At 62.6% G+C, this 20,297-nt stretch carries 18 protein-coding genes and 2 pseudogenes; 7 read left to right on the top strand and 13 right to left on the bottom strand.

Going from position 1 to position 20,297, the window contains the following annotated elements; genetic code table 11:
* Positions 1–131: 131 nt before the first annotated feature.
* Entirely contained in the window at positions 132–860 is a 729-nt protein-coding gene (locus ACIPZG_RS13525) for a phosphatase PAP2 family protein (protein WP_400714378.1), read from the top strand.
* 96 nt (positions 861–956) lie between these two features.
* On the opposite strand, the gene groL is transcribed toward ACIPZG_RS13525, so the two are convergent.
* From groL to ACIPZG_RS13500, 5 genes are all read right to left on the bottom strand, one after another.
* Positions 957–2,600 (bottom strand): chaperonin GroEL, encoded by a 1,644-nt coding sequence (groL, locus tag ACIPZG_RS13520; RefSeq protein WP_008096985.1) that lies wholly within the window; start codon positions 2,598–2,600, stop codon positions 957–959.
* A 48-nt stretch (positions 2,601–2,648) separates the two neighbouring features.
* Positions 2,649–2,942: a co-chaperone GroES gene (locus ACIPZG_RS13515; RefSeq protein ID WP_003260750.1), complete on the bottom strand. Its 294-nt coding sequence runs from the start codon at positions 2,940–2,942 to the stop codon at positions 2,649–2,651.
* A gap of 240 nt (positions 2,943–3,182) precedes the next feature.
* On the bottom strand, positions 3,183–3,644 hold the full coding sequence (locus ACIPZG_RS13510; RefSeq protein WP_400714375.1) for an FxsA family protein: 462 nt from the start codon (positions 3,642–3,644) through the stop codon (positions 3,183–3,185).
* A 67-nt stretch (positions 3,645–3,711) separates the two neighbouring features.
* Positions 3,712–4,443: a HugZ family protein gene (locus ACIPZG_RS13505; RefSeq protein ID WP_400640597.1), complete on the bottom strand. Its 732-nt coding sequence runs from the start codon at positions 4,441–4,443 to the stop codon at positions 3,712–3,714.
* Between the two features lie 89 nt (positions 4,444–4,532).
* On the bottom strand, positions 4,533–5,543 hold the full coding sequence (locus tag ACIPZG_RS13500; protein ID WP_400714372.1) for a DUF481 domain-containing protein: 1,011 nt from the start codon (positions 5,541–5,543) through the stop codon (positions 4,533–4,535).
* A gap of 153 nt (positions 5,544–5,696) precedes the next feature.
* Here ACIPZG_RS13500 and ACIPZG_RS13495 point away from each other — a divergent pair, with 153 nt between their 5' ends.
* Positions 5,697–6,050 carry an MGMT family protein gene (locus ACIPZG_RS13495; RefSeq protein ID WP_400714369.1) on the top strand — a complete coding sequence of 118 codons (354 nt, stop codon included), beginning with the start codon at positions 5,697–5,699 and terminating at the stop codon, positions 6,048–6,050.
* A gap of 43 nt (positions 6,051–6,093) precedes the next feature.
* A complete protein-coding gene (locus tag ACIPZG_RS13490; RefSeq protein WP_400714366.1) occupies positions 6,094–7,641 on the top strand; it encodes an AmpG family muropeptide MFS transporter in 1,548 nt (515 codons plus the stop codon).
* Positions 7,642–7,694: 53 nt separating this feature from the next.
* Here ACIPZG_RS13490 and ACIPZG_RS13485 read toward each other — a convergent pair whose 3' ends face one another.
* From ACIPZG_RS13485 to ACIPZG_RS13475, 3 genes are all read right to left on the bottom strand, one after another.
* A complete protein-coding gene (locus ACIPZG_RS13485) occupies positions 7,695–8,939 on the bottom strand; it encodes an MFS transporter (RefSeq protein WP_400714363.1) in 1,245 nt (414 codons plus the stop codon).
* 205 nt (positions 8,940–9,144) lie between these two features.
* Positions 9,145–9,981 carry a mechanosensitive ion channel family protein gene (locus tag ACIPZG_RS13480; RefSeq protein WP_400714360.1) on the bottom strand — a complete coding sequence of 279 codons (837 nt, stop codon included), beginning with the start codon at positions 9,979–9,981 and terminating at the stop codon, positions 9,145–9,147.
* A gap of 114 nt (positions 9,982–10,095) precedes the next feature.
* Positions 10,096–10,581: a YajQ family cyclic di-GMP-binding protein gene (locus tag ACIPZG_RS13475; protein WP_012312882.1), complete on the bottom strand. Its 486-nt coding sequence runs from the start codon at positions 10,579–10,581 to the stop codon at positions 10,096–10,098.
* A 100-nt stretch (positions 10,582–10,681) separates the two neighbouring features.
* On the opposite strand from ACIPZG_RS13475, the gene ACIPZG_RS13470 reads away from it, so the two are divergent.
* Both ACIPZG_RS13470 and ACIPZG_RS13465 read left to right on the top strand, forming a co-directional pair.
* Positions 10,682–11,599 carry a putative 2-dehydropantoate 2-reductase gene (locus ACIPZG_RS13470; RefSeq protein WP_400714357.1) on the top strand — a complete coding sequence of 306 codons (918 nt, stop codon included), beginning with the start codon at positions 10,682–10,684 and terminating at the stop codon, positions 11,597–11,599.
* 38 nt (positions 11,600–11,637) lie between these two features.
* Positions 11,638–12,279, top strand: a pseudogene (locus ACIPZG_RS13465) (PAS domain-containing sensor histidine kinase); the annotation flags it as partial.
* On the opposite strand, the pseudogene ACIPZG_RS13460 reads toward ACIPZG_RS13465, so the two are convergent.
* Positions 12,271–12,363 (bottom strand): annotated as a pseudogene (locus ACIPZG_RS13460) (hypothetical protein); the annotation flags it as partial. The pseudogenes ACIPZG_RS13465 and ACIPZG_RS13460 overlap by 9 nt on opposite strands.
* Between ACIPZG_RS13460 and ACIPZG_RS13455 the strand changes: the two are divergent.
* Together ACIPZG_RS13455 and ACIPZG_RS13450 are read left to right on the top strand one after the other, a co-directional pair.
* Positions 12,322–13,668, top strand: a complete 1,347-nt coding sequence (locus tag ACIPZG_RS13455; protein WP_400714820.1) for an ATP-binding protein — start codon at positions 12,322–12,324, stop codon at positions 13,666–13,668. The pseudogene ACIPZG_RS13460 and the gene ACIPZG_RS13455 overlap by 42 nt on opposite strands.
* A 1-nt stretch (position 13,669) precedes the next feature.
* Positions 13,670–14,236, top strand: a complete 567-nt coding sequence (locus ACIPZG_RS13450) for a cob(I)yrinic acid a,c-diamide adenosyltransferase (protein WP_400714354.1) — start codon at positions 13,670–13,672, stop codon at positions 14,234–14,236.
* 117 nt (positions 14,237–14,353) lie between these two features.
* Here the strand turns inward: ACIPZG_RS13450 and ACIPZG_RS13445 are convergent, their stop codons facing one another.
* From ACIPZG_RS13445 to secA, 4 genes are all read right to left on the bottom strand, one after another.
* Positions 14,354–15,298 carry a Nudix family hydrolase gene (locus tag ACIPZG_RS13445; protein ID WP_400714351.1) on the bottom strand — a complete coding sequence of 315 codons (945 nt, stop codon included), beginning with the start codon at positions 15,296–15,298 and terminating at the stop codon, positions 14,354–14,356.
* Positions 15,295–15,927, bottom strand: coding sequence for a glutathione S-transferase family protein (locus tag ACIPZG_RS13440; protein WP_400714348.1), 633 nt, complete (start codon positions 15,925–15,927; stop codon positions 15,295–15,297). Before ACIPZG_RS13440 ends, ACIPZG_RS13445 begins: the two co-directional genes overlap by 4 nt.
* Before the next feature lie 124 nt (positions 15,928–16,051).
* Complete coding sequence (gene argJ / locus ACIPZG_RS13435) at positions 16,052–17,269, bottom strand: bifunctional glutamate N-acetyltransferase/amino-acid acetyltransferase ArgJ (RefSeq protein WP_400714345.1); 1,218 nt, start codon at positions 17,267–17,269, stop codon at positions 16,052–16,054.
* A gap of 87 nt (positions 17,270–17,356) precedes the next feature.
* Positions 17,357–20,092, bottom strand: coding sequence for a preprotein translocase subunit SecA (gene secA, locus ACIPZG_RS13430; protein ID WP_400714342.1), 2,736 nt, complete (start codon positions 20,090–20,092; stop codon positions 17,357–17,359).
* Positions 20,093–20,297: the final 205 nt, after the last annotated feature.

Below are 20,297 nucleotides of genomic sequence, written 5' to 3'. Positions count from 1 at the left end.
AGGCCATCGCCCGGCCTGTACCAGCCCCACGGTTAATTCAGCGAAGTTGACAGTTTTTTCACTGATCCTTCACGGACACAGGATAGCGGGCACTCGACAATGCCCCGTCTTATTCGTGCCCTGGAGCCGTCATGCATCCTCCCCTTCGACCTCGTCCGATCAACACCTGGCTGTACCTTGGCATTCCGCTGGCCCTCGCAGTGGCCTTGATCCTGCTAGAACTGACCTCGGTCGACATGGACTTGGCCAACCTGTTCTTCGATCAGGCGGCCGGCCAATTCATCGGCCGCCATAGCTACCTGCTGGAAAACATTCTGCATGACCGCGTCAAGCAAGGGGTGATTCTGCTCGGACTGCTGTCAGTGGTCGCCTTTGCCGCGAGCTTTTTCTGGAAACGCCTGTTCGGCTGGCGCCGCGAGCTCGGCTGCCTGGTACTGGCGCTGAGCGTGTCCACAGCCTTCGTCACACCCCTGAAGAAGGTTACCCAGGTGCAGTGCCCATGGAGCCTGACCCAGTTCGGCGGCAAGGAAACCTACAGCAAGCTGCTGGAGCCGCGTCCGGCTACCAACAAGCCTGGGATGTGCTGGCCAGGTGGGCATGCGGCGACCGGCTTCTGCCTGTTCGGCCTGTTCTTCATGCTGCGTGACCGGCGGCCACGGCTGGCGCGGGTGGCGTTTGCGGTTGCCTTGGTGGCCGGCGCGGTGCTGTCGGTGGGGCGGATGATGCAGGGCGCGCATTTTCTTTCGCACAACGTGTGGACGGCAGTGTTCTGCTGGTTGATCGGGTTGGGGTCGTATTATCTGGTGCTGTATCGCAAGAGGATGGCTGAAGTGCCAGCCGCCGAGCGCAGCGTGGCCTGAACGAGGGGCCGCTTTGCGGCCCATTGGCCCTCACAGGAAAACGAAAAAGCCCCGCACTAGGCGGGGCTTTTTCTTGGTGCAGGGAGTAAGGCTGGCTTACATCATGCCGCCCATGCCACCCATGCCGCCCATGTCTGGCATGCCGCCGCCAGCTGGGGCTTCGCTCGGAGCGTCAGCAATCATGGCTTCGGTGGTGATCATCAGACCGCCGATCGAAGCAGCAGCTTGCAGGGCCGAACGGGTGACCTTGGCTGGGTCCAGGATGCCCATCTCGATCATGTCGCCGTATTCGCCGGTAGCAGCGTTGTAACCGAAGTTACCCGAACCTTGCTTGACCTTGTCAGCGACAACGCTTGGCTCGTCGCCGGCGTTGGCAGTGATCTGGCGCAGCGGCGCTTCAACAGCGCGACGCAGCAGGGCGATACCGACGTTCTGGTCTTCGTTGTCGCCTTTGAGGTCGATGATCGCGTTCAGGGCGCGAACCAGGGCAACACCGCCGCCAGGCACCACGCCTTCTTCAACGGCTGCACGGGTAGCGTGCAGGGCGTCTTCAACGCGGGCTTTCTTCTCTTTCATTTCAACTTCGGTGCCGGCACCGACCTTGATCACGGCAACACCGCCAGCCAGCTTGGCCAGACGCTCTTGCAGCTTCTCACGGTCGTAGTCCGAGGACGTTTCTTCGATCTGGGCACGGATCTGCTTGACGCGCGCCTGGATGTCATCTTCAACGCCAGCGCCGTCGATGATGGTGGTGTTTTCCTTGGACAGGATGACGCGCTTGGCGTTACCCAGGTGCTCCAGGGTAGCGGTTTCCAGGGACAGGCCGATTTCTTCGGAGATGACCTGGCCGCCGGTCAGGACAGCGATGTCCTGCAGCATGGCCTTGCGGCGGTCGCCGAAGCCTGGAGCCTTGACCGCTGCAACCTTGACGATGCCGCGCATGTTGTTGACTACCAGGGTAGCCAGCGCTTCACCTTCAACGTCTTCGGCAACGATCAGCAGTGGGCGGCCGGCCTTGGCAACGGCTTCCAGCACTGGCAGCAGCTCACGGATGTTGGAGATCTTCTTGTCGACCAGCAGCAGCAGCGGGCCTTCCAGCTCGGCAACCATGGTGTCCGGCTTGTTGACGAAGTACGGCGACAGGTAGCCACGGTCGAACTGCATGCCTTCAACGACGGACAGTTCGTTATCCAGGCCCGAGCCTTCTTCAACGGTGATCACGCCTTCTTTACCGACTTTTTCCATGGCTTCGGCAATGATGTTGCCGATGGAGTCGTCAGAGTTGGCGGAGATGGTGCCTACCTGAGCGATGGCCTTGGAGTCGGCGCATGGCTTGGACAGGTTCTTCAGTTCGGCGACAACGGCGGCGGTAGCCTTGTCGATGCCGCGCTTCAGGTCCATCGGGTTCATGCCGGCAGCGACGGCTTTCAGGCCTTCGTTGACGATGGCCTGAGCCAGAACGGTAGCGGTGGTGGTGCCGTCACCGGCAGCGTCGTTGGCCTTGGAAGCAACTTCCTTGACCAGCTGGGCGCCCATGTTCTCGAAGGCGTCTTTCAGCTCGATTTCTTTGGCGACGGAAACGCCGTCCTTGGTGATGGTCGGCGCGCCGAAGCTCTTGGCCAGTACCACGTTACGGCCTTTCGGGCCCAAGGTCGCTTTTACCGCGTCAGCCAGAACGTTGACACCAACCAGCATTTTCTTACGAGCGGAATCGCCGAATTTTACGTCTTTAGCAGCCATGATCGTTTAATCCTTGAAATTCTTTGGAGTAACGGGAAGTCGGAGAAATCAGCCTTCGATAACGGCGAGGATTTCGTTCTCGGCCATGACCAGCAGGTCTTCGCCATCGACTTTCACGGTGTTGCTGCCCGAGTAAGGGCCGAAAACCACTTTGTCACCCACTTTCACGGCCAGCGCACGTACTTCGCCGTTGTCCAGGATGCGACCGGTGCCGACGGCTACAACTTCGCCGCGGTTTGGTTTTTCAGCGGCCGAACCCGGCAGGACGATACCGCCAGCGGTTTTCGATTCTTCTTCGCTGCGACGGATGACTACGCGGTCATGCAGAGGACGAAGCTTCATTGTCGATCTCTCCCAAATTGTGGTTTTCATCGGCCGGTATCGACCGGCGGGTTGATTCGGTCCGGCGTTGCCGGGGGTGGCCCGCAGTGTGCGAACCACCTGTGTCATGTCTGGTGTTGCCACCAGAAACCTTGCGGTGACCACATACATGAGGCCGGCATATTCAATTACAAGGGCTTGGCATGGAAAATTTTTCACTGCCTGAAAAAGCCTGGGGCCGCTTGAGCGGCCCCAGGGTATTCACTTGTCGCGGCGCTCGTACTCGCCTTCGATCACATTGGGCCGGTGGCCGCTGTCGCGTGGCTGCGCCTGGAACGGGTCATCCTCAAACGCCCGCTGGCGCATGGCCTGTGCTTCGGCACGCTGGCGCAACTTGCGCGCGGCCAGATGGCGGGTGAATGGCAGCAGGCAAAGCACGCCCAGCACGTCGCTGATGAAGCCCGGCAGCAGCAGCAGGCCACCGCCGACCGCCAGCATCAGGCCCTGGAACATGTCCTCGGCGGGCAGTTCGCCACGCTGCAGGCTTTCGCGGGCACGCAGGGCCGTGGCCAGGCCGGCCACGCGCATTACCAGCACACCCAGAGCGGAGCCGGCGATGATCAGCAGCAGCGCCGGGAAGAACCCGATGGCCGCGCTGACCTTGACGAAGACGAACAGCTCCAGCACAGGGAAAAGGAGAAATAGCAGTAGAAAAGCACGCATCAAAGCAATCCTCGATGGAAGACAACCTTCCTCTAAGACCATCACATGGATGCGTGCATTCGCATTTTCAAGCTTCGACTTCAGTCGCACTCGGCCATTGGTCGGCGCGCGCCAGCAAAACCAGGGCTTCGCGAACTTGTGTCGGCGTATTGCAAATAGCTGGGAAGGGCAACCAGTAGACGCCCTGGCCGATACGCAGGTGCATGCCTTCGCTGTCGATGCCGACCATCTGCGCCGGCGCGCTGCGCGGCAGTTCGCTCAACTCGACGTAGTGGGCAATGGCATTGGCGTGATCGCTGTTCATGTGTTCGATCATGCTGGCTTCGGCCTTGCCCGCAAACGGATTGGCCAGGGTCACCTGATCGAGCCAGTGGATCGCGCCGAAGCCGCCGATGTAGCGATGACGTACCGGCTGCAGCACCCAGAAATCGAAGTCGTGGGCCTTGTGGTAGTTGGCCGCATCGGGGAAGTAACGGTAGTAGCGCTCGGCCGCCGCCTCGACAGCGGCTTCATCGACCAGCTTGTGTGCCTCGGCCATCACGGTGAGACGACCGACGGCCTGCACGTCCTCGGCTTCGCGCTCACCCACCAGCAGCGAGCACTTGGGGTCTTTCTGCAGGTTGTGGGTGTGCTGGGCGATGCGGCTGATGAGGATCAGCGGGTTGCCGTCGGCATCGAGGCAGTACGGCACCACGGAGCCGAACGGGAAGCCGGGCATGGACTTGGAGTGAGTCGAGAGCACGCCTCGGTATTCCTTGAGCAGCAGTTCCCGAGCGGGGCGGATGGCGGTGGTACTCACTGAGGGCGCTCCTGGCGGCGGAATGGATGGGTGACAAGATAAGCATTATCACCCAGCACTGCCACTGGTGGCCCAGCTGCCGCCCTTCTTTACCAGGTCACGCCGAAGCCGGCGGTATAGCGGGCCTTGTCCAGGTCGCTTTCGGGTGTGCCGCTGATGATGTCCTTTTCCGCCTTGAGATTCAGCGAAGCCCATTCGGTGACCTTGTAGCGCAGCCCCACCTCGGCATCGAGGGAGTAGTTGGCCACGCCTCCCAGCGGCTTGGCGAGCTCGCCGTTGGTGAACAACTGGACTTTCTTGCCGATCAGGTAGCGGGTGTAGTCCCACTTGACGGCCGCCGAATAGAAGTTGTCCTTGGCGCCATCCCGGTACTCGAAGTCGGTGCGGTTGATCAGCGAACCGAGGGAGAAGGCGCCCAGTTCGTCATCCCAGAACTGGTAGCCAGGGCCGGTACCCACGGTACGCTGGCGCGCCAGGTCTTCGATATGGTCGCGCTTGTACTCGAGCCGCCCCTGCCAGAACCACTTCTCGGTGATGAAGCGGTCGAGCGCATATTCGGCGCTCCAGTTGTTGGTGGTGGTTTCGTCGTCCTTGGACTCGCGGTTGTATTCGCCCTCGGCATTGTGCCGCCAGCGGCCATGCCGGGCAGTGGTCTTGAAATCGATGTCGTAGTCGTCGCTGTCGCTCTCGGCGCGCTGGTAATCCATCGCCACGTCGACATTGCCCTTCCAGATCATGTCCTCGACCACAGGCTTGGGCTTCATGATCTGCTGGATGCTGGCCAACTCGACGGTCTTGGGTGCATCGCCGTTGGCCAGCGTCACCTTGCCGGCCTCGGCGGCCTTCAGGGATTTGGCCCTCTCGCCGTTATAGGCGTCCTGCTTGACCAGCAGTTCCTGGTCGCTCTCCAAGGTCTGAACCTGTTTCCAGTCCAGCGAGATCGAACCACCGTAGGGGGTTTCCAGAAGCAGTTTGCCACCGTCGAACACGCGAATCTTGCCGCTCAGGCGATCACCGTTCTTCATCCACACGGTGTCGGCGAAAGCGGGGGTGGCGCACAGGCTGGCGGTCAACAGGCACAACAAGGATCTAGAATACATAAGTGGACTACGGGTTCGATTCGACGAAAAAAGCCGGGCATTATCCAGATGCCGACGACCAGAGCAAGGAAAGACCGACCAGCATGCCATCGAGTTCAACGCTGATTTGCCGCGACCACTCGTCCGGTTTCACTTCAGGCCAGGGCTGCTCTGATGTCTGAGCGATATGAGCATGCCCTGGAAACGCCCGCAGCCCGACGAACGGCCCTGTATTCGGTGCTCGGCCAAGTGCCTGAGGGCAAGGTCGTCAGCTACGGGCAACTTGCCGAACTGGCAGGACTGGGCCGCGCGGCACGATGGGTCGGCCGCACCCTCGGCCAACTGCCCGGCGACACCCGCCTGCCATGGCACCGGGTACTCGGCGCGGGTGGGCGCCTGAGCCTGGCACTGGGTACGCCTGCGGGCGATGAACAGCGGGCACGACTACGTGCAGAGGGCGTGAATGTAACCAATAATCGAGTGGATATGACGCGCCATGGCTGGCGCCCAATGGAGCACAGCGGTTAGAGTGCGCGCTTTGTTTTCGCAAATTTGAGGCAGATGTTGGCCCATGCCCCGTAAAACCTGGCGCGCTGCGCTTGCCGCCTATGCCAGCCCGTCAACCCTGGTACTTCTGCTGCTGGGCTTCGCCGCCGGCCTGCCCTACATGCTGGTGTTTTCGACCCTTTCAGTGTGGTTGCGAGAAGCGGGCGTGGCCCGTGAGACCATCGGCTATGCCAGCCTGATTGGCCTGGCCTATGCCTTCAAATGGGTATGGTCGCCCCTGCTCGACCAATGGCGCCTGCCGCTGCTGGGCGGTCTCGGTCGCCGTCGTTCGTGGCTGTTGCTTTCGCAGTCGTTGGTGGTGATCGGCCTGGTCGGCATGAGTCTGTGCGACCCGCAGCAACACCTGTCGTGGCTGATCGCCCTGGCCGTGCTCGTGGCCTTCGCCTCGGCCACTCAGGACATCGCGGTCGATGCCTATCGCCTGGAGATCGCCGACGATCAGCGCCAGGCGGCACTGGCCGCCAGCTACATGGCCGGTTACCGGATCGCCGCCCTGCTCGCCACCGCCGGCGCGCTGTTCTTCGCCGAATGGTTCGGCTCGACCGGTTTCAGCTATCTGCACAAGGCCTGGGCAGGCACCTATGTGCTGTTCGGTGTGCTGATGCTGCCTGCGGTGTTCACCACCCTGATCATGCGTGAGCCACCGGTGCCGATGCGCACCCAGTTGTCGGCAGCGCGCTATGGTCTGGTCCATCAGATGGCCTCGGTTTTCGTGCTGATCATCCTGCTGGTGTCGGTGCCCGCCAGCTTCACCCAGATGTTCAACACCGGCTGGGCCAGCGTCATTTCCGGCGACGCCAGCCCGCTTGACCTGCTGCTCGAAGACCGTGCGTTCCTGCGCCTGATCCTCTACGTACTGCTGAGCTGGGCATGCTTGTCGAGCTTGGGCCGACGCGGCCTGGCACCGGTGCTGACGCCGGTCAACGACTTCATCGCCCGCTACCGCTGGCAGGCCCTGCTGCTGCTAGGACTGATTGCCACCTATCGCATGTCGGACACGGTGATGGGCGTGATGGCCAATGTGTTCTACATCGACATGGGCTTCACCAAGGACCAGATCGCCAGCGTCAGCAAGATCTTCGGCCTGATCATGACCCTGGTCGGCGCAGGTATCGGCGGCCTGCTGATCGTGCGCTTCGGCATCCTGCCGATCCTGTTCATCGGCGGTGTGGCCTCGGCGGCGACCAACATCCTGTTCCTGATGCTGGCCGACATGGGGCCGAACCTGGAAATGCTGGTGGTGACCATTTCCCTGGACAACTTCAGTTCAGGGCTGGCCACCTCGGCCTTCGTCGCCTACCTGTCGAGCCTGACCAACCTTAAGTTCTCGGCCACGCAATATGCGCTGCTGAGCTCGATCATGCTGCTGTTGCCGCGCCTGATCGGTGGTTATTCGGGGGTGATGGTGGAGAAGTTCGGTTATCACGACTTCTTCCTGATTACTGCGCTGCTGGGGGTGCCGACGCTGATTCTGATTGCCTTGCACTGGCGTCAGGAGGTTGGCCGAGGCAAACAGGTACCCGTGGAGAATTCGGCGGCCGAGCGGCCCTGAATGACTGCACTGGCCCCATCGCCGGCAAGCCGGCGATGGGGCCAGCACTGCCACTACTGAGCCACAGCCCCTTCCCCAGACCGCCCACCCACCACGAACCACAGCGGCCACAGGGCAAGCGCCCCGGCCACACTCGCCGCCACGGCAAAGTGCAACAGGCTGGCCCCCGCCCCGATCATCGCCATCACCGCTCCGCCAAGCCCCAGCAAGGCGATGGTGATCATCCCCAACATGGCCGACACCAGCCCTTTGCTCTGCTCGCTGGAGAACAGCGTCATGCGGTACAGCACCGCATTGGCAACACCCAGGCCCAACGCGTACAGCGACATGCCCGCCACCACACTGGTCACCGACGGCCAGTACCAGGTCGCCATTACCAAGAGGCACAAACCGGCGAGATAGGGCCAAAGGGCCCCACGTACCAGCGTCGCCAGCGGGTAGCGATCGGCAATGCGGTTGATGATGAGATTGCCGAGGATCAGCCCGCCGAATACCGGCAACTGCCACAGCGCATACACCATCGTGCTCAGGCCTTCATCGTGAATCAGCAACACCGGCGACAGGCCGATCCAGCCGATCAGCGGCAGGCCAACCAGGCCGAGTGCCGCACTACCGGCGACGAACTTGCGGTTGGTCAGCAACTGACCGTAACCGGCGAGCAGCGGCAGCAGGTGAATCGGCGTGAATGGCAGGCGCGAACCGTCCCGGCGTTCCACACCCAGGGTTTCCGGCATCAGGCGATGCAGCAGCACCCAGCACAGCACGGCACCCACGGCGAATGCCACGAACAGCCAGCGCCAGTCCAGCCACTGCAGCATCAAGGTGCCTACCAGTGGGCCCAGCAAAGGCGACAGCAAGGCGATGTTGGCCAGCAGCGCCATCATCCGCACCGCGTCGGCTTCACTGAACGCTTCGTTCAGCGCCGGGTAGCTGACCGTCACCACGAACCCCAGGCCGATGCCCTGCAGCAGGCGCAGCAGGTTGAACACGCCAATGTCCTGCACCCAGTAGGTCGCCAGGCAAGCCACGCCGAAGAAGGCACAACCTGCCAGCAGCAGGGGCCGACGGCCATAGCGGTCGGCCAACGGGCCGATCAGCCACTGCAAGACCACGCCACCGAGCAAGTACAGGTTGAGCGCGTGGGGGATGTACTCCGGGCTGGCGTTCAGGTGCTCGACCACCACAGGCATGGCCGGCATGACAGCATCGCTGGCCAAGTACGTCAGCAGTTCGAACAGGGCAAGGGTCAGGCCAAACAAGAGGGCCCTGAAGGGCGTGATATACAGCAGTGGCTTCATGATGGGTTTCAGGCAGAGGCAGGTGGGGTCAGGCTATATGCCAGAAATGGCGGGGTTTGGCTGTGAACAAGTGTAAAAACAAGGGGCCGCTTCGCGCCCCTTTCGCGACACAAGGCCGCTCCTACAGAACATCGCGCTTTACTGTAGGAGCGGCCTTGTGTCGCGAAAGGGGCGCGAAGCGGCCCCCGATTACAACGCGGTGCTACTACGCAGCGGTTTCCTGCACCACGCGAATCACCCGCTGCGGAAACGGAATATCAATGCCTTCGGCCTTCAACCGGTCACGCGCATGTTCGTTGAGCATGAACATCACATCCCAGTAGTCACTGGTCTTGGTCCACAGCCGCAGCGAAACAGTGATCGAACTGTCGCCCAGGGTGGCGACCACCGCCTGCGGCGCCGGGTCGGGCAACACACGTGGGTCCTTCGCCAGCTCCAGCAGCACATTGCGCGCCTTCTGCAGGTCGGCCTCGTAATCCACGCCTACGTCGAACACGACCTTGCGCGTCGGCTGGCGGTTGGTGTTGGTGATGATGCCGTTGGACAGGCTGCCGTTGGGCATGATCACCGTCTTGTTGTCGCCGGTGCGCAGCACGGTGTGGAAGATCTGGATACTGTCGACGGTCCCCGCTACCCCCTGGGCTTCGATCCAGTCGCCGATACGAAACGGGCGGAACATCAGGATCAGCACACCACCGGCGAAGTTCGCCAGGCTACCCTGCAGCGCCAGGCCGATGGCCAGGCCGGCGGCACCGATGGCTGCGACGAACGAGGTGGTCTCGATGCCGATCATCGACGCCACGCTGACCAGCAACAGCACCTTGAGGATGATGTTGGCCAGGGTGCTGATGAAGCTCTGCAACGCCACGTCGGCGCGCAAGCCAACCACCTTGCCCAGGCGCGCGCTGAGCTTGTTGATCAACCACCAGCCGATGGCCAGTGTCAGCAACGCCAGCAACAGGCGGCTGCCGTATTCCATGATCAACGGGATCCATGTCTGCGACTGGCGGACCAGCTGATCGACCTCAGCGTTCAAATCCATATTTATCTCCTGATGCCGAACGGCAAGTACACGGTAAATCGGGCCGCGCACATTTGCGCGGCCATGGTCCCCATGGACATCATTGCGCCATCGGGGTTCCGGACAGCGCTTCGATCAGTCGCGGAAGTTGTTGAACTGCAGCGGCATGTCGAATTCCTTGGCACGCAAGGCAGCAATGGCTTCCTGCAGGTCGTCACGCTTCTTGCCGGTAACACGCACCTGCTCACCCTGGATGGCGGCCTGGACCTTGAGCTTGGCGTCCTTGATGTGGGCGACGATCTTCTTCGCCAGCTCCTTGTCGATGCCTTCACGGAACTTGGCTTCCTGCTTCATTTCCTTGCCGGAAGCGTAGGCGTCCTTGGTTTCCAGGCATTTGACGTCGATCTTGCGCTTGACCAGCGCCAGACGCAGGATTTCGATCATCGCCTCGAGCTGGAACTCGGCTTCGGCGGTCAGCAGCACGGTCTGCTCCTTTTCCTTGAACTCGAAGCTACCCTTGCCCTTGAGGTCATAACGGCGATCGAGCTCCTTGATGGCGTTTTCGACGGCATTCTGCACTTCGTGCTTGTCCAGTTCCGATACCACGTCGAACGAAGGCATGGTTGATCTCCCAAAATAAAAGCGCGCTCGGCGTGATGATGGAGCGCGCGGGGTTTGACGGTTAAAATGCGGACTCATTATAACGGGTTGCGAAACGCAGATGAGCAGCACCTGGCATATTCTCGGCGCCGGCAGCCTCGGCAGCCTCTGGGCCTGCCGCCTGGCACGGGCGGGCAAGGCAACACGTCTGATCCTGCGCGATGGGCAGCGGCTGCAGGCCTATCAACAAGCTGGCGGCCTGACCCTGGCCGAACAGGACCAGACCACCCGCTTCGCGATCCCCGCCGAAACGGCCGACGCCAGCGGGCCGATCCACCGCCTGCTGCTGGCCTGCAAGGCTTATGACGCCGCGCCTGCTGTCGCGCGCCTGGCCCCACGCCTGGCCGAGGGCGCGGAAATCGTGTTGCTGCAGAATGGCCTGGGCAGTCAGGACGAAGTCGCCGACCAAGTGCCCCACGCCCGTTGCATCTTCGCCTCCAGCACCGAAGGCGCGTTCCGCGAGGACGACTGGCGGGTGCGCTTTGCCGGGCAAGGTTTCAACTGGCTGGGCGATGCAGCCAATCCCGCCGTACCCGAATGGTTCGACGACCTGCAGGAAGCCGGCATCCCCGCCGAATGGACGGTGGACATCCTCACCCGTCTGTGGCGCAAACTGGCGCTCAATTGCGCGATCAACCCATTGACCGTGCTGCACGACTGCCAGAACGGCGGCCTGCTCGGACATTTGGATGAAATCGACGGCTTGTGCACGGAGCTGGGCCAATTGCTGCAGCACTGCGGCCAACCCAAAGCCGCCGACGACCTGGGTGAGGAAGTGCAACGGGTAATCCTTGCCACCGCAGCCAACTACTCTTCCATGTACCAGGACGTGCGCGCCGGCCGGCGTACAGAGGTGCATTACCTGCTCGGCCACGCCTGCCGAACGGCGGCGCGGCACGGCGTGGCGCTGCCACAGCTGGAACACCTGCACCAGCGCCTGGTCGATAACCTGCGAGCGCGCGACTTGCCCAGCGCCTGACGCGGCCCCTACAACCGGATACGGACATTGCCTTGCCCATGACCTTGCGCCAACGCCTGGAAAACCTCCCGGTCGGGCAGAAGCTGCTGGCCGCCTTACTGGTGCTATTGGTGACCATCCTGCTGGTAGCCAACCTGACCTTCATCAGCGCCGCCTACTGGATCACCCAGGAGAGCATGGCGCCCCAGGCCTTGCAGACCATCGGCCGCCTGGTGGCCAACCCACAGCTGTCGGCCCGCGCGGGTGACAATGCAGAAAACGCCACTGCCCTGCTCAAGGAGCTGGACAGCTACACGCCCCTGCGCGCAGCGGCCCTGTATGGCGGCGACGGGCGCATGCTGGCGCAGTTGCAGCACGGCGAACCGCTGGCCCTGCCCAAGCGCTACCGCAACATCGATGGCTGGCGCCTGATGGAGTTTCGCAGTACCCAGTTGATTCGCATCCCCCGCGACGCCAGCCCACCCGCGCACCTGCTGCTGGTGGCCAGCAGCGAACTGCCGACCGCCTTCTACACCGGCACGCTCAGCGCCAGCCTGGCGATCCTGGTGTTCAGCGTGCTGCTGTGGCTGGTGATCGCCCGGCAGATAAAACGCCTGATCACCCAGCCGATCAATCAGCTCGAAGAGCTCAGCCGCCAGGTCACCCGTGAAGAGAGCTACGCCCTGCGCGCCACCCGCGGCAACGACGACGAGATCGGCAGCCTGGCCCAGGCGTTCAACACCATGCTGTCGCGCATCGAAGCCCGCGAGCAACAGCTCAAGCGCACCCGTGACGAGTTCCAGATGGCCTTTGACCAGGCCCAGGGCCTGGCCGAGGAAACCCGCCATACCAACCGCAAGCTGGAGCTGGAAGTCCAGGTGCGCAGCAAGATCGAGAAGAAGCTGACGGGCTTCCAGAACTACCTCAACAGCATCATCGACTCCATGCCGTCGGCGCTGATCGCCCTCGACGAGCAGCTCTACGTCACCCAATGGAACCACGAGGCCACGGTGCTCTCCGGGACACCGTTGGACGAGGCGCTGAACCAGCCGATATTCATCGCCTTCGAACCGCTCAAGCCGTTTCTGCCGCAGCTCAAGGAAACCGTGGAGAAACATCGGGTGGCGAAGATCGAGCGGGTCACCTGGCCCAAGGACGACGACCTGCGCCATTACGCCTTGACCTTCTACCCGCTGATGGGCGGCGGCGGCCGAGGCGTGGTCATCCGCATCGACGACATCACCCAGCGCCTGTCACTGGAAGAAATGATGGTGCAGTCCGAGAAAATGCTCTCGGTCGGTGGCCTGGCAGCCGGCATGGCGCACGAAATCAACAACCCGCTGGGGGCGATCCTGCACAACGTGCAGAACATCCGCCGGCGCCTGTCGCCGGAGCTGCCGCGCAATCAGGAGCAGGCCAGCGAGATGGGCATCGACCTGCCCAGCGTCAGCCGCTACCTGGAAAGCCGGGAAGTGCCGCAATTGCTCGACGGCATCCAGCAAGCCGGCGCCCGGGCAGCCAAGATTGTCACCCACATGCTCAGCTTCAGCCGCCGCAGCAACCGCCAACTGGCGCCTTGCGACCTACCGTCGCTGATCGACCAGGCAGTGGAGATCGCCAGTAACGACTTCGACCTGGCTATCGGCTTCGACTTCAAGGGCCAGGCCATCATCCGTCAGTTCGACCCCAGCCTCGGGCCTGTGCCCTGCACGGCCAACGAACTGGAGCAGGTGCTGCTCAACCTGCTGAAAAACGCCGCCCAGGCTATCCACCAGCGGCCACAACCCAACGAACCCGGACGCATTATCCTGCGCACCCGGCTCAACCCACCCTGGGCTGAAATTCAGGTCGAGGACAATGGCGTCGGCATGCCCGAAGCGGTGCGCAAGCGCACCTTCGAGCCATTCTTCACCACCAAGGAAATCGGCCAGGGCACCGGGCTTGGCCTGTCAGTGTCGTACTTCATCATCACCAACAACCACAAGGGGCAGATGGAAGTGCAGTCCACGCCCGGCCAGGGCACCTGCTTCACCCTGCGCCTGCCCCTCGGCCAGCCGGCAACGGCCGCGCCGAACACCACGGAGGCATGACATGGGCTATCGCCTGTCGAAGATCTACACCCGCACCGGCGACAAGGGCGAAACCGGCCTGGGCGATGGGCGCCGGGTGCCTAAGGACCATCCACGGATCGAAGCGATTGGCGAGGTGGATAGCCTCAACAGCCAGCTTGGATTGCTGCTGGCGGGCCTGGCCGAGCAAGGGTTGGAAGAAGTAAGCACGGTTCTGGCGCCGTGTCAGCACCGCTTGTTCGACCTCGGCGGTGAGTTGGCGATGCCCAGCTATCAGGCATTGAACCAGGCCGAGGTAGAGCGCCTGGAGGGCGCCATTGACGTTTGGAATGAGGAACTGGGGCCGCTGAAGAACTTCATCCTGCCCAGTGGTTCGGCATTGATCGCCCAGGCGCATGTGTGCCGAAGCCTGGCGCGCAGTGCCGAGCGGCGGTGTCAGCAGTTGAATGCCGTGGAGCCGCTGGAGGGGGTGGGGTTGGCGTATATCAATCGGCTATCCGACCTGCTGTTCGTGGCGGCGCGGATCATCGGGCGGCGGCAGGGGGTTGCAGAGGTTCTGTGGGAACCTGCTGAGAAACCTCGCGGCTGAAATCGCAGGGGCTGCTTTGCAGCCCTTTCGCGACACAAGGCCGCTCCTACAGGAGATCGCGCTCACTTGTAGGAGCGGCCTTGTGTCGCGAAAGGGCCGCACAGCGGCCCCAACCACTCAGATCTCCGGCCAGAACGCCCGAATCCCGGCTACACCCTGAGCCCCAGCTTCCCAGGCCTGCTCCCGGTCACACGGCCCAACGCCACCCAGCAAGAACACCGGGTGAGTGAACCCGGCAATCAACCGCTGCGCCTCATCCCACCCCAGCGGCTGCGCCTCTGGATGGGTCTGGGTCGCCTGTACCGGCGACAAGGTGACGAAATCCACCCCCATCTGCTCGGCCAACGCCAGTTCCTCGGCGCTGTGGCAGGACGCCGCCAGCCACCGATCTTTCGGGAACGGCCGCCCCTTGGCCGCATATTTGCGCAGTTGCGCGGCAGTCAGGTGCCAACCGGCCGACGGGAAGTCGCCCAGCCACTCCAGCGGCCCCTTGAGCATCAGCTGCGCCTTGCCCGCACACAGGCCCGCCGCATCCACCGCAACGTCGCGGTATTTAGGGTCGTACATGTCCGGTGCACGCAGCTGGATCAAGCGAATGCCCGATGCCACCGCCTTCTGGATACCCTTGAGCAGCGCAGGCACTTCCAGGCCGTCCGGGGTAATCAGGTACTGGTCCGGCAGGCGCGCTGCGGCGACGATCGGCTTGTTGGCCTCAGGAAACGCGTATTGCGCCAACTCCCGGGGTGCCACCCAGGCCAGTGGCTGGCCTTCGGCGCCATGGGGCTCGCCCGTGAATGCCTCGACCTCGCGAACGTCCAGCAGGACCTGTTTGTCCGGGTAATCGTGACTGACCTTGATCAGCGCCCTGGATCGGGTCACTTCAATACCGAGCTCTTCGCGCAGCTCACGGGTCAAGGCTGCTTCGACGCCCTCGCCCTCCTCCACCTTGCCGCCGGGGAACTCCCACAGGCCGCCCTGGTGCTGGGTATCCGCGCGCCGGGCAATCAGGATACGGCCGTCGGTGCCGCGAATGACGGCTGCTACTACATAAATCCGTTTCACCCTTCACGCTCCGCCAGGCCTGCTTGCTGCCAGGCCTTGAAGGCCGGCCACTGGTAAATGGTCTCGATATAGGTCGCCGCCGCAGCGGGCACCTCCACGCGGTAGGTGCGCAAGCGCACGGCCACGGGGGCGAAGAAGGCATCGGCCAAGGTTGGCCTGCCGAACAGGAACGGCCCGCCGTCCTTGGCCACCAGACGGCATTCGGACCACAGCGCAACGATACGGTCGATGTCCACCTGCACATCCAGCGGCACGTCTTCAAGCGCCTGGTCACGGGACAGGTCGAACGGCATGGCCCCGCGCAAGGCGAAGAAACCACTGTGCATCTGCGCGCAGGCCGAGCGGGCCTGGGCACGCGCTGCCACGTCGGCAGGCCACAGTTGCGCTTCGGGGTGCTGTTCGTTGAGGTATTCGGCGATGGCCAGGGAATCGGCGATCACGCCGTGCTCGGTCTTGAGCAGCGGCACCTTGCCGGTGGCGGAGAAAGCGAGAAGGCGCTGGCGGGTGTCGGGCTGGTTCAGCTTGATCAGGGTTTCTTCGTAGGGCACGCCAGCCAGTTCAAGGGCCAGGGCGCCGCGTAGCGACCAGGAGGAATACAGCTTGTCGCCGATGATCAGGTGATAGCTCATGGGTCGGCTCCATTTGTTTGGGGTTTTGGGGCTGCTTTGCAGCCCATCGCCGGCAAGCCGGCTCCCACAAGAAGAGCAGTGCAAAACCTGTGGGAGCCGACTTGCCGGCGATGAGGCCCTTGAATCAGGTACGGTATTCGGCGTTGATCTTCACGTATTCGTGGGACAGGTCAGTGGTCCAGATGGTTTCGCTGCACTGGCCACGGCCCAGCTCGATACGGATGGTGATCTCTTCCTGCGCCATCACCGCCGAACCTTGGGCTTCGGTGTAGCTCGGGCTGCGCCCGCCCTTGCTGGCGATGCAGACGCTGTCCAGGTACACGTCGATCAGGCTGACATCCAGCTCCGGTACGCCGGCACGGCCCACGGCCGCCAGGATACGGCCCCAGTTCGGGTCAGAGGCGAACAGCGCGGTCTTGATCAGCGGCGAGTGGGCCACGGCGTAACCGACATCCAGGCACTCCTGGTGGTTGCCGCCGCCGTTGACCTGCACGGTCACGAACTTGGTGGCGCCTTCGCCGTCACGGACGATGGCCTGAGCCACTTCCATGCACACTTCGAACACCGCCTTTTTCAGCGCTTCGAACAGCGCGCCGCTGGCTTCGGTGACTTCCGGCAGGTTGGCCTTGCCGGTGGCGATCAGCATGCAGCAGTCGTTGGTCGAGGTGTCGCCATCGATGGTGATGCGGTTGAAAGACTTGTTGGCACCGTCGAGCATCAGGTCCTTGAGCACAGCCGGGGCGACTTTGGCGTCGGTGGCGATGTAGCCGAGCATGGTCGCCATGTTCGGGCGAATCATGCCGGCGCCTTTGCTGATACCGGTCACGGTGACGGTCACGCCATCGTGCTGGAACTGGCGGCTGGCACCCTTGGGCAAGGTGTCGGTGGTCATGATGCCGGTGGCGGCTTCGGCCCAGTTATTTTCCGAAAGGTTGTCGAGCGCGGCCTGCAGGGCGCCTTCGATCTTCTCGACAGGCAGCGGCTCACCGATTACGCCGGTGGAGAACGGCAGCACTGCCTCGGCAGGTACACCGGTCAGTTCCGCCAGCTTGGCGCAAGTACGCTCGGCGGCGGCCAGGCCCGGCGCGCCGGTACCGGCGTTGGCGTTGCCTGTGTTGGTCAGCAGGTAGCGCACGGTGCCCTGCACGCGCTGCTTGGAGAGGATCACGGGCGCGGCGCAGAACGCGTTGAGGGTGAACACGCCAGCAACGCTGGAGCCTTCGGCACAGCGCATCACCACTACGTCCTTGCGCCCTGGGCGCTTGATGCCCGCAGAGGCGATGCCGAGTTCAAAACCCGGAACCGGGTGCAGGGTGGGCAAAGGACCAAGACCAACAGCCATTAGAGCGCTCCTAGAAAACCGTGAATATGGAAAAAGGGGGCCGCAATGCGGCCCCCAGGTTTGTCACGATACAACAATCAGGTCAGATCACTCGATTTGACCATGGCAATGCTTGAATTTTTTGCCCGAACCACACCAGCACGGCTCGTTGCGGCCCAGCTTCTGCTCGTTGCGCACCGGGGCAGCGGCCACGGCCACTTCGGCGCCCTCCTCGCTCAGCTGCTCGCTTTCAAGGCCTGGCGCGGCGGCATGCTGGAACTGCATGCGGCTGGCCAGCTCTTCGGCTTCGCGGCGCAGACGGGCTTCCTCTTCGGCCGGATCTTCGCGACGTACCTGAACGTGCGAGAGCACGCGGATGGTGTCGCGCTTGATCGACTCGAGCAGTTCCTGGAACAGGCTGAACGACTCGCGCTTGTACTCCTGCTTCGGGTTCTTCTGCGCATAACCGCGCAGGTGGATGCCGTGGCGCAGGTGGTCCATGGTCGACAGGTGGTCTTTCCACAGGTCGTCCAGCACGCGCAGCAGGATCTGTTTCTCGAAGGTACGCAGGGCGTCGATGCCGGCCTGGTCTTCCTTCTCGGTGTAGGCGTCGGTGATTTCCTTCAGCAGCTTCTCGCGCAGGGTCTCCTCGTAGAGGTGGTCGTCCTCGTCGAGCCACTGCTGGATCGGCAACTTGATGGCGAAGTCGCTGGACAGCGCTGCTTCCAGGCCGGCCACGTCCCACTGCTCAGGCAGCGACTGCGGCGGGATGTGCTGGCTGATGGTGGCATCGAGCACTTCCTTGCGGAATTCCTCGATGGTGTCGCCGATGTTCTCGGCGGCCAGCAGGCTGTTGCGCATGTGGTAGATCACCTTGCGCTGTTCGTTGGCCACGTCGTCGTATTCGAGCAGCTGCTTACGAATGTCGAAGTTGCGACCTTCGACCTTGCGCTGTGCTTTCTCGATGGCGTTGGTGACCATGCGATGCTCGATGGCCTCGCCGGACTGCATGCCAAGGGCCTTCATGAAGTTCTTCACCCGGTCGGAGGCGAAGATACGCATCAGGCTGTCTTCCAGCGACAGGTAGAAACGGCTGGAGCCTGGGTCACCCTGACGGCCGGAACGGCCACGCAGCTGGTTGTCGATACGGCGCGACTCGTGGCGCTCGGAAGCGATCACGTGCAGGCCACCTGTCTCGATCACCTGCTGGTGACGCTTCTGCCAATCGGCCTTGATCTGGGCGATCTGCTCGGCGCTCGGGTTTTCCAGGGCCGCGACTTCAGCTTCCCAGTTACCGCCCAGCAGGATGTCGGTACCACGGCCGGCCATGTTGGTGGCGATGGTCAGCGCGCCCGGGGCACCGGCCTGGGCGATGATCTCAGCTTCCTTCTCGTGGTACTTGGCGTTCAGTACCTTGTGGTCGATACCTTCCTTCTTCAGCAAGTTCGACATGTGCTCGGAGGTTTCGATGGTCGCCGTACCCACCAGCACCGGACGGCCCAGGGTCATGCTTTCCTTGATGTCGGCGATGATCGCGGCGTATTTCTCATCGGCGGTCAGGTACACCAGGTCGTTGAAGTCCTTACGCGCCAACGGCTTGTTCGGTGGGATGACCATGACGTTGAGGCCGTAGATCGACTGGAACTCGAACGCTTCGGTGTCGGCAGTACCGGTCATGCCGGACAGCTTGGTGTAGAGGCGGAAGTAGTTCTGGAAGGTGGTCGACGCCAGGGTCTGGCTTTCGGCCTGGATGTTCAGGTTCTCTTTTGCCTCGATGGCCTGGTGCAGGCCTTCGGACAGGCGGCGACCCGGCATGGTCCGGCCGGTGTGTTCGTCGATCAGCAGGACCTGACCGTCCTGGACGATGTACTCGACGTTGCGGTGGAACAGCTTGTGTGCGCGCAGGCCGGCGTAAACGTGGGTCAGCAGGCCCAGGTTGTGCGCCGAGTAGAGGCTCTCGCCTTCGGCCAGCAGGCCGGCCTGGGTCAGCATCTCTTCGATGAACTGGTGACCCAGCTCGTTGAGCTCGACCTGGCGGCTCTTCTCGTCGATGGTGAAGTGGCCTTCCTGGGTGACCTGGCCTTCGACCTCTTCGATGTGCTGGGTCAGGCGCGGGATCAGGCGGTTGATCTCGATGTACAGCTTGGAGCTGTCTTCGGCCTGGCCGGAGATGATCAGCGGAGTACGGGCTTCGTCGATGAGGATCGAGTCGACTTCGTCGATTACGGCGAAGTTCAGTTCACGCTGGAACTTCTCTTCCTGGCTGAATGCCATGTTGTCGCGCAGGTAGTCGAAGCCGAATTCGTTGTTGGTGCCGTAGGTGATGTCGGCGGCATAAGCGGCGCGTTTTTCTTCCGGCGGCTGGAAGGCCGAGACGATGCCCACGGACAGACCGAGGAATTCGTACAGGGGACGCATCCAGTTGGCGTCACGGCGGGCCAGGTAGTCGTTGACCGTGACCACGTGCACGCCTTTGCCGGACAGCGCATTCAAGTAAACAGCCAGGGTACCGACCAAGGTCTTGCCTTCACCGGTACGCATTTCTGCGATCATGCCTTCGTGCAGGGTCATGCCGCCGATCAGCTGCACGTCGAAGTGGCGCATGCCCATCACGCGCTTGCCGGCTTCGCGGGCCACGGCAAAGGCTTCGGGCAACAGTTGGTCCAGTGTCTCGCCTTTGGCCAGGCGCTCCTTGAACTCTGCGGTCTTGGCGCGCAGTTGCTCATCGGAGAGGGCGACCATTTTCTCTTCGAAGGCATTGACGATGTTCACCGTCTTGAGCATGCGTTTGACTTCACGCTCGTTCTTGCTTCCAAAAAGTTTCTTTAACAAAGGCGCAAACATATCGGCAGGATCTTCCACACGTAGGGATGGAGGGCGGCCCCATGAGTCGCCCGTGCAGCCCTGAGGCCGCATGCGAACGAGCATTCTACCCGGAAACGATGGTGAGGAAAGTGGTGGATGTCCACGATGCTGGCACAGCGTTTAGGGGGGGCGTTTCTAAGATAAGGGCATTTTCCCTGAGTTCAACCCAGAGCGTGATGAAACG

The sequence above is a fragment of the Pseudomonas sp. NPDC089395 genome, from assembly GCF_044749525.1.
Taxonomy (GTDB): Bacteria; Pseudomonadota; Gammaproteobacteria; order Pseudomonadales; family Pseudomonadaceae; genus Aquipseudomonas.
This window is presented reverse-complemented; position numbering and strand designations above follow the sequence as displayed.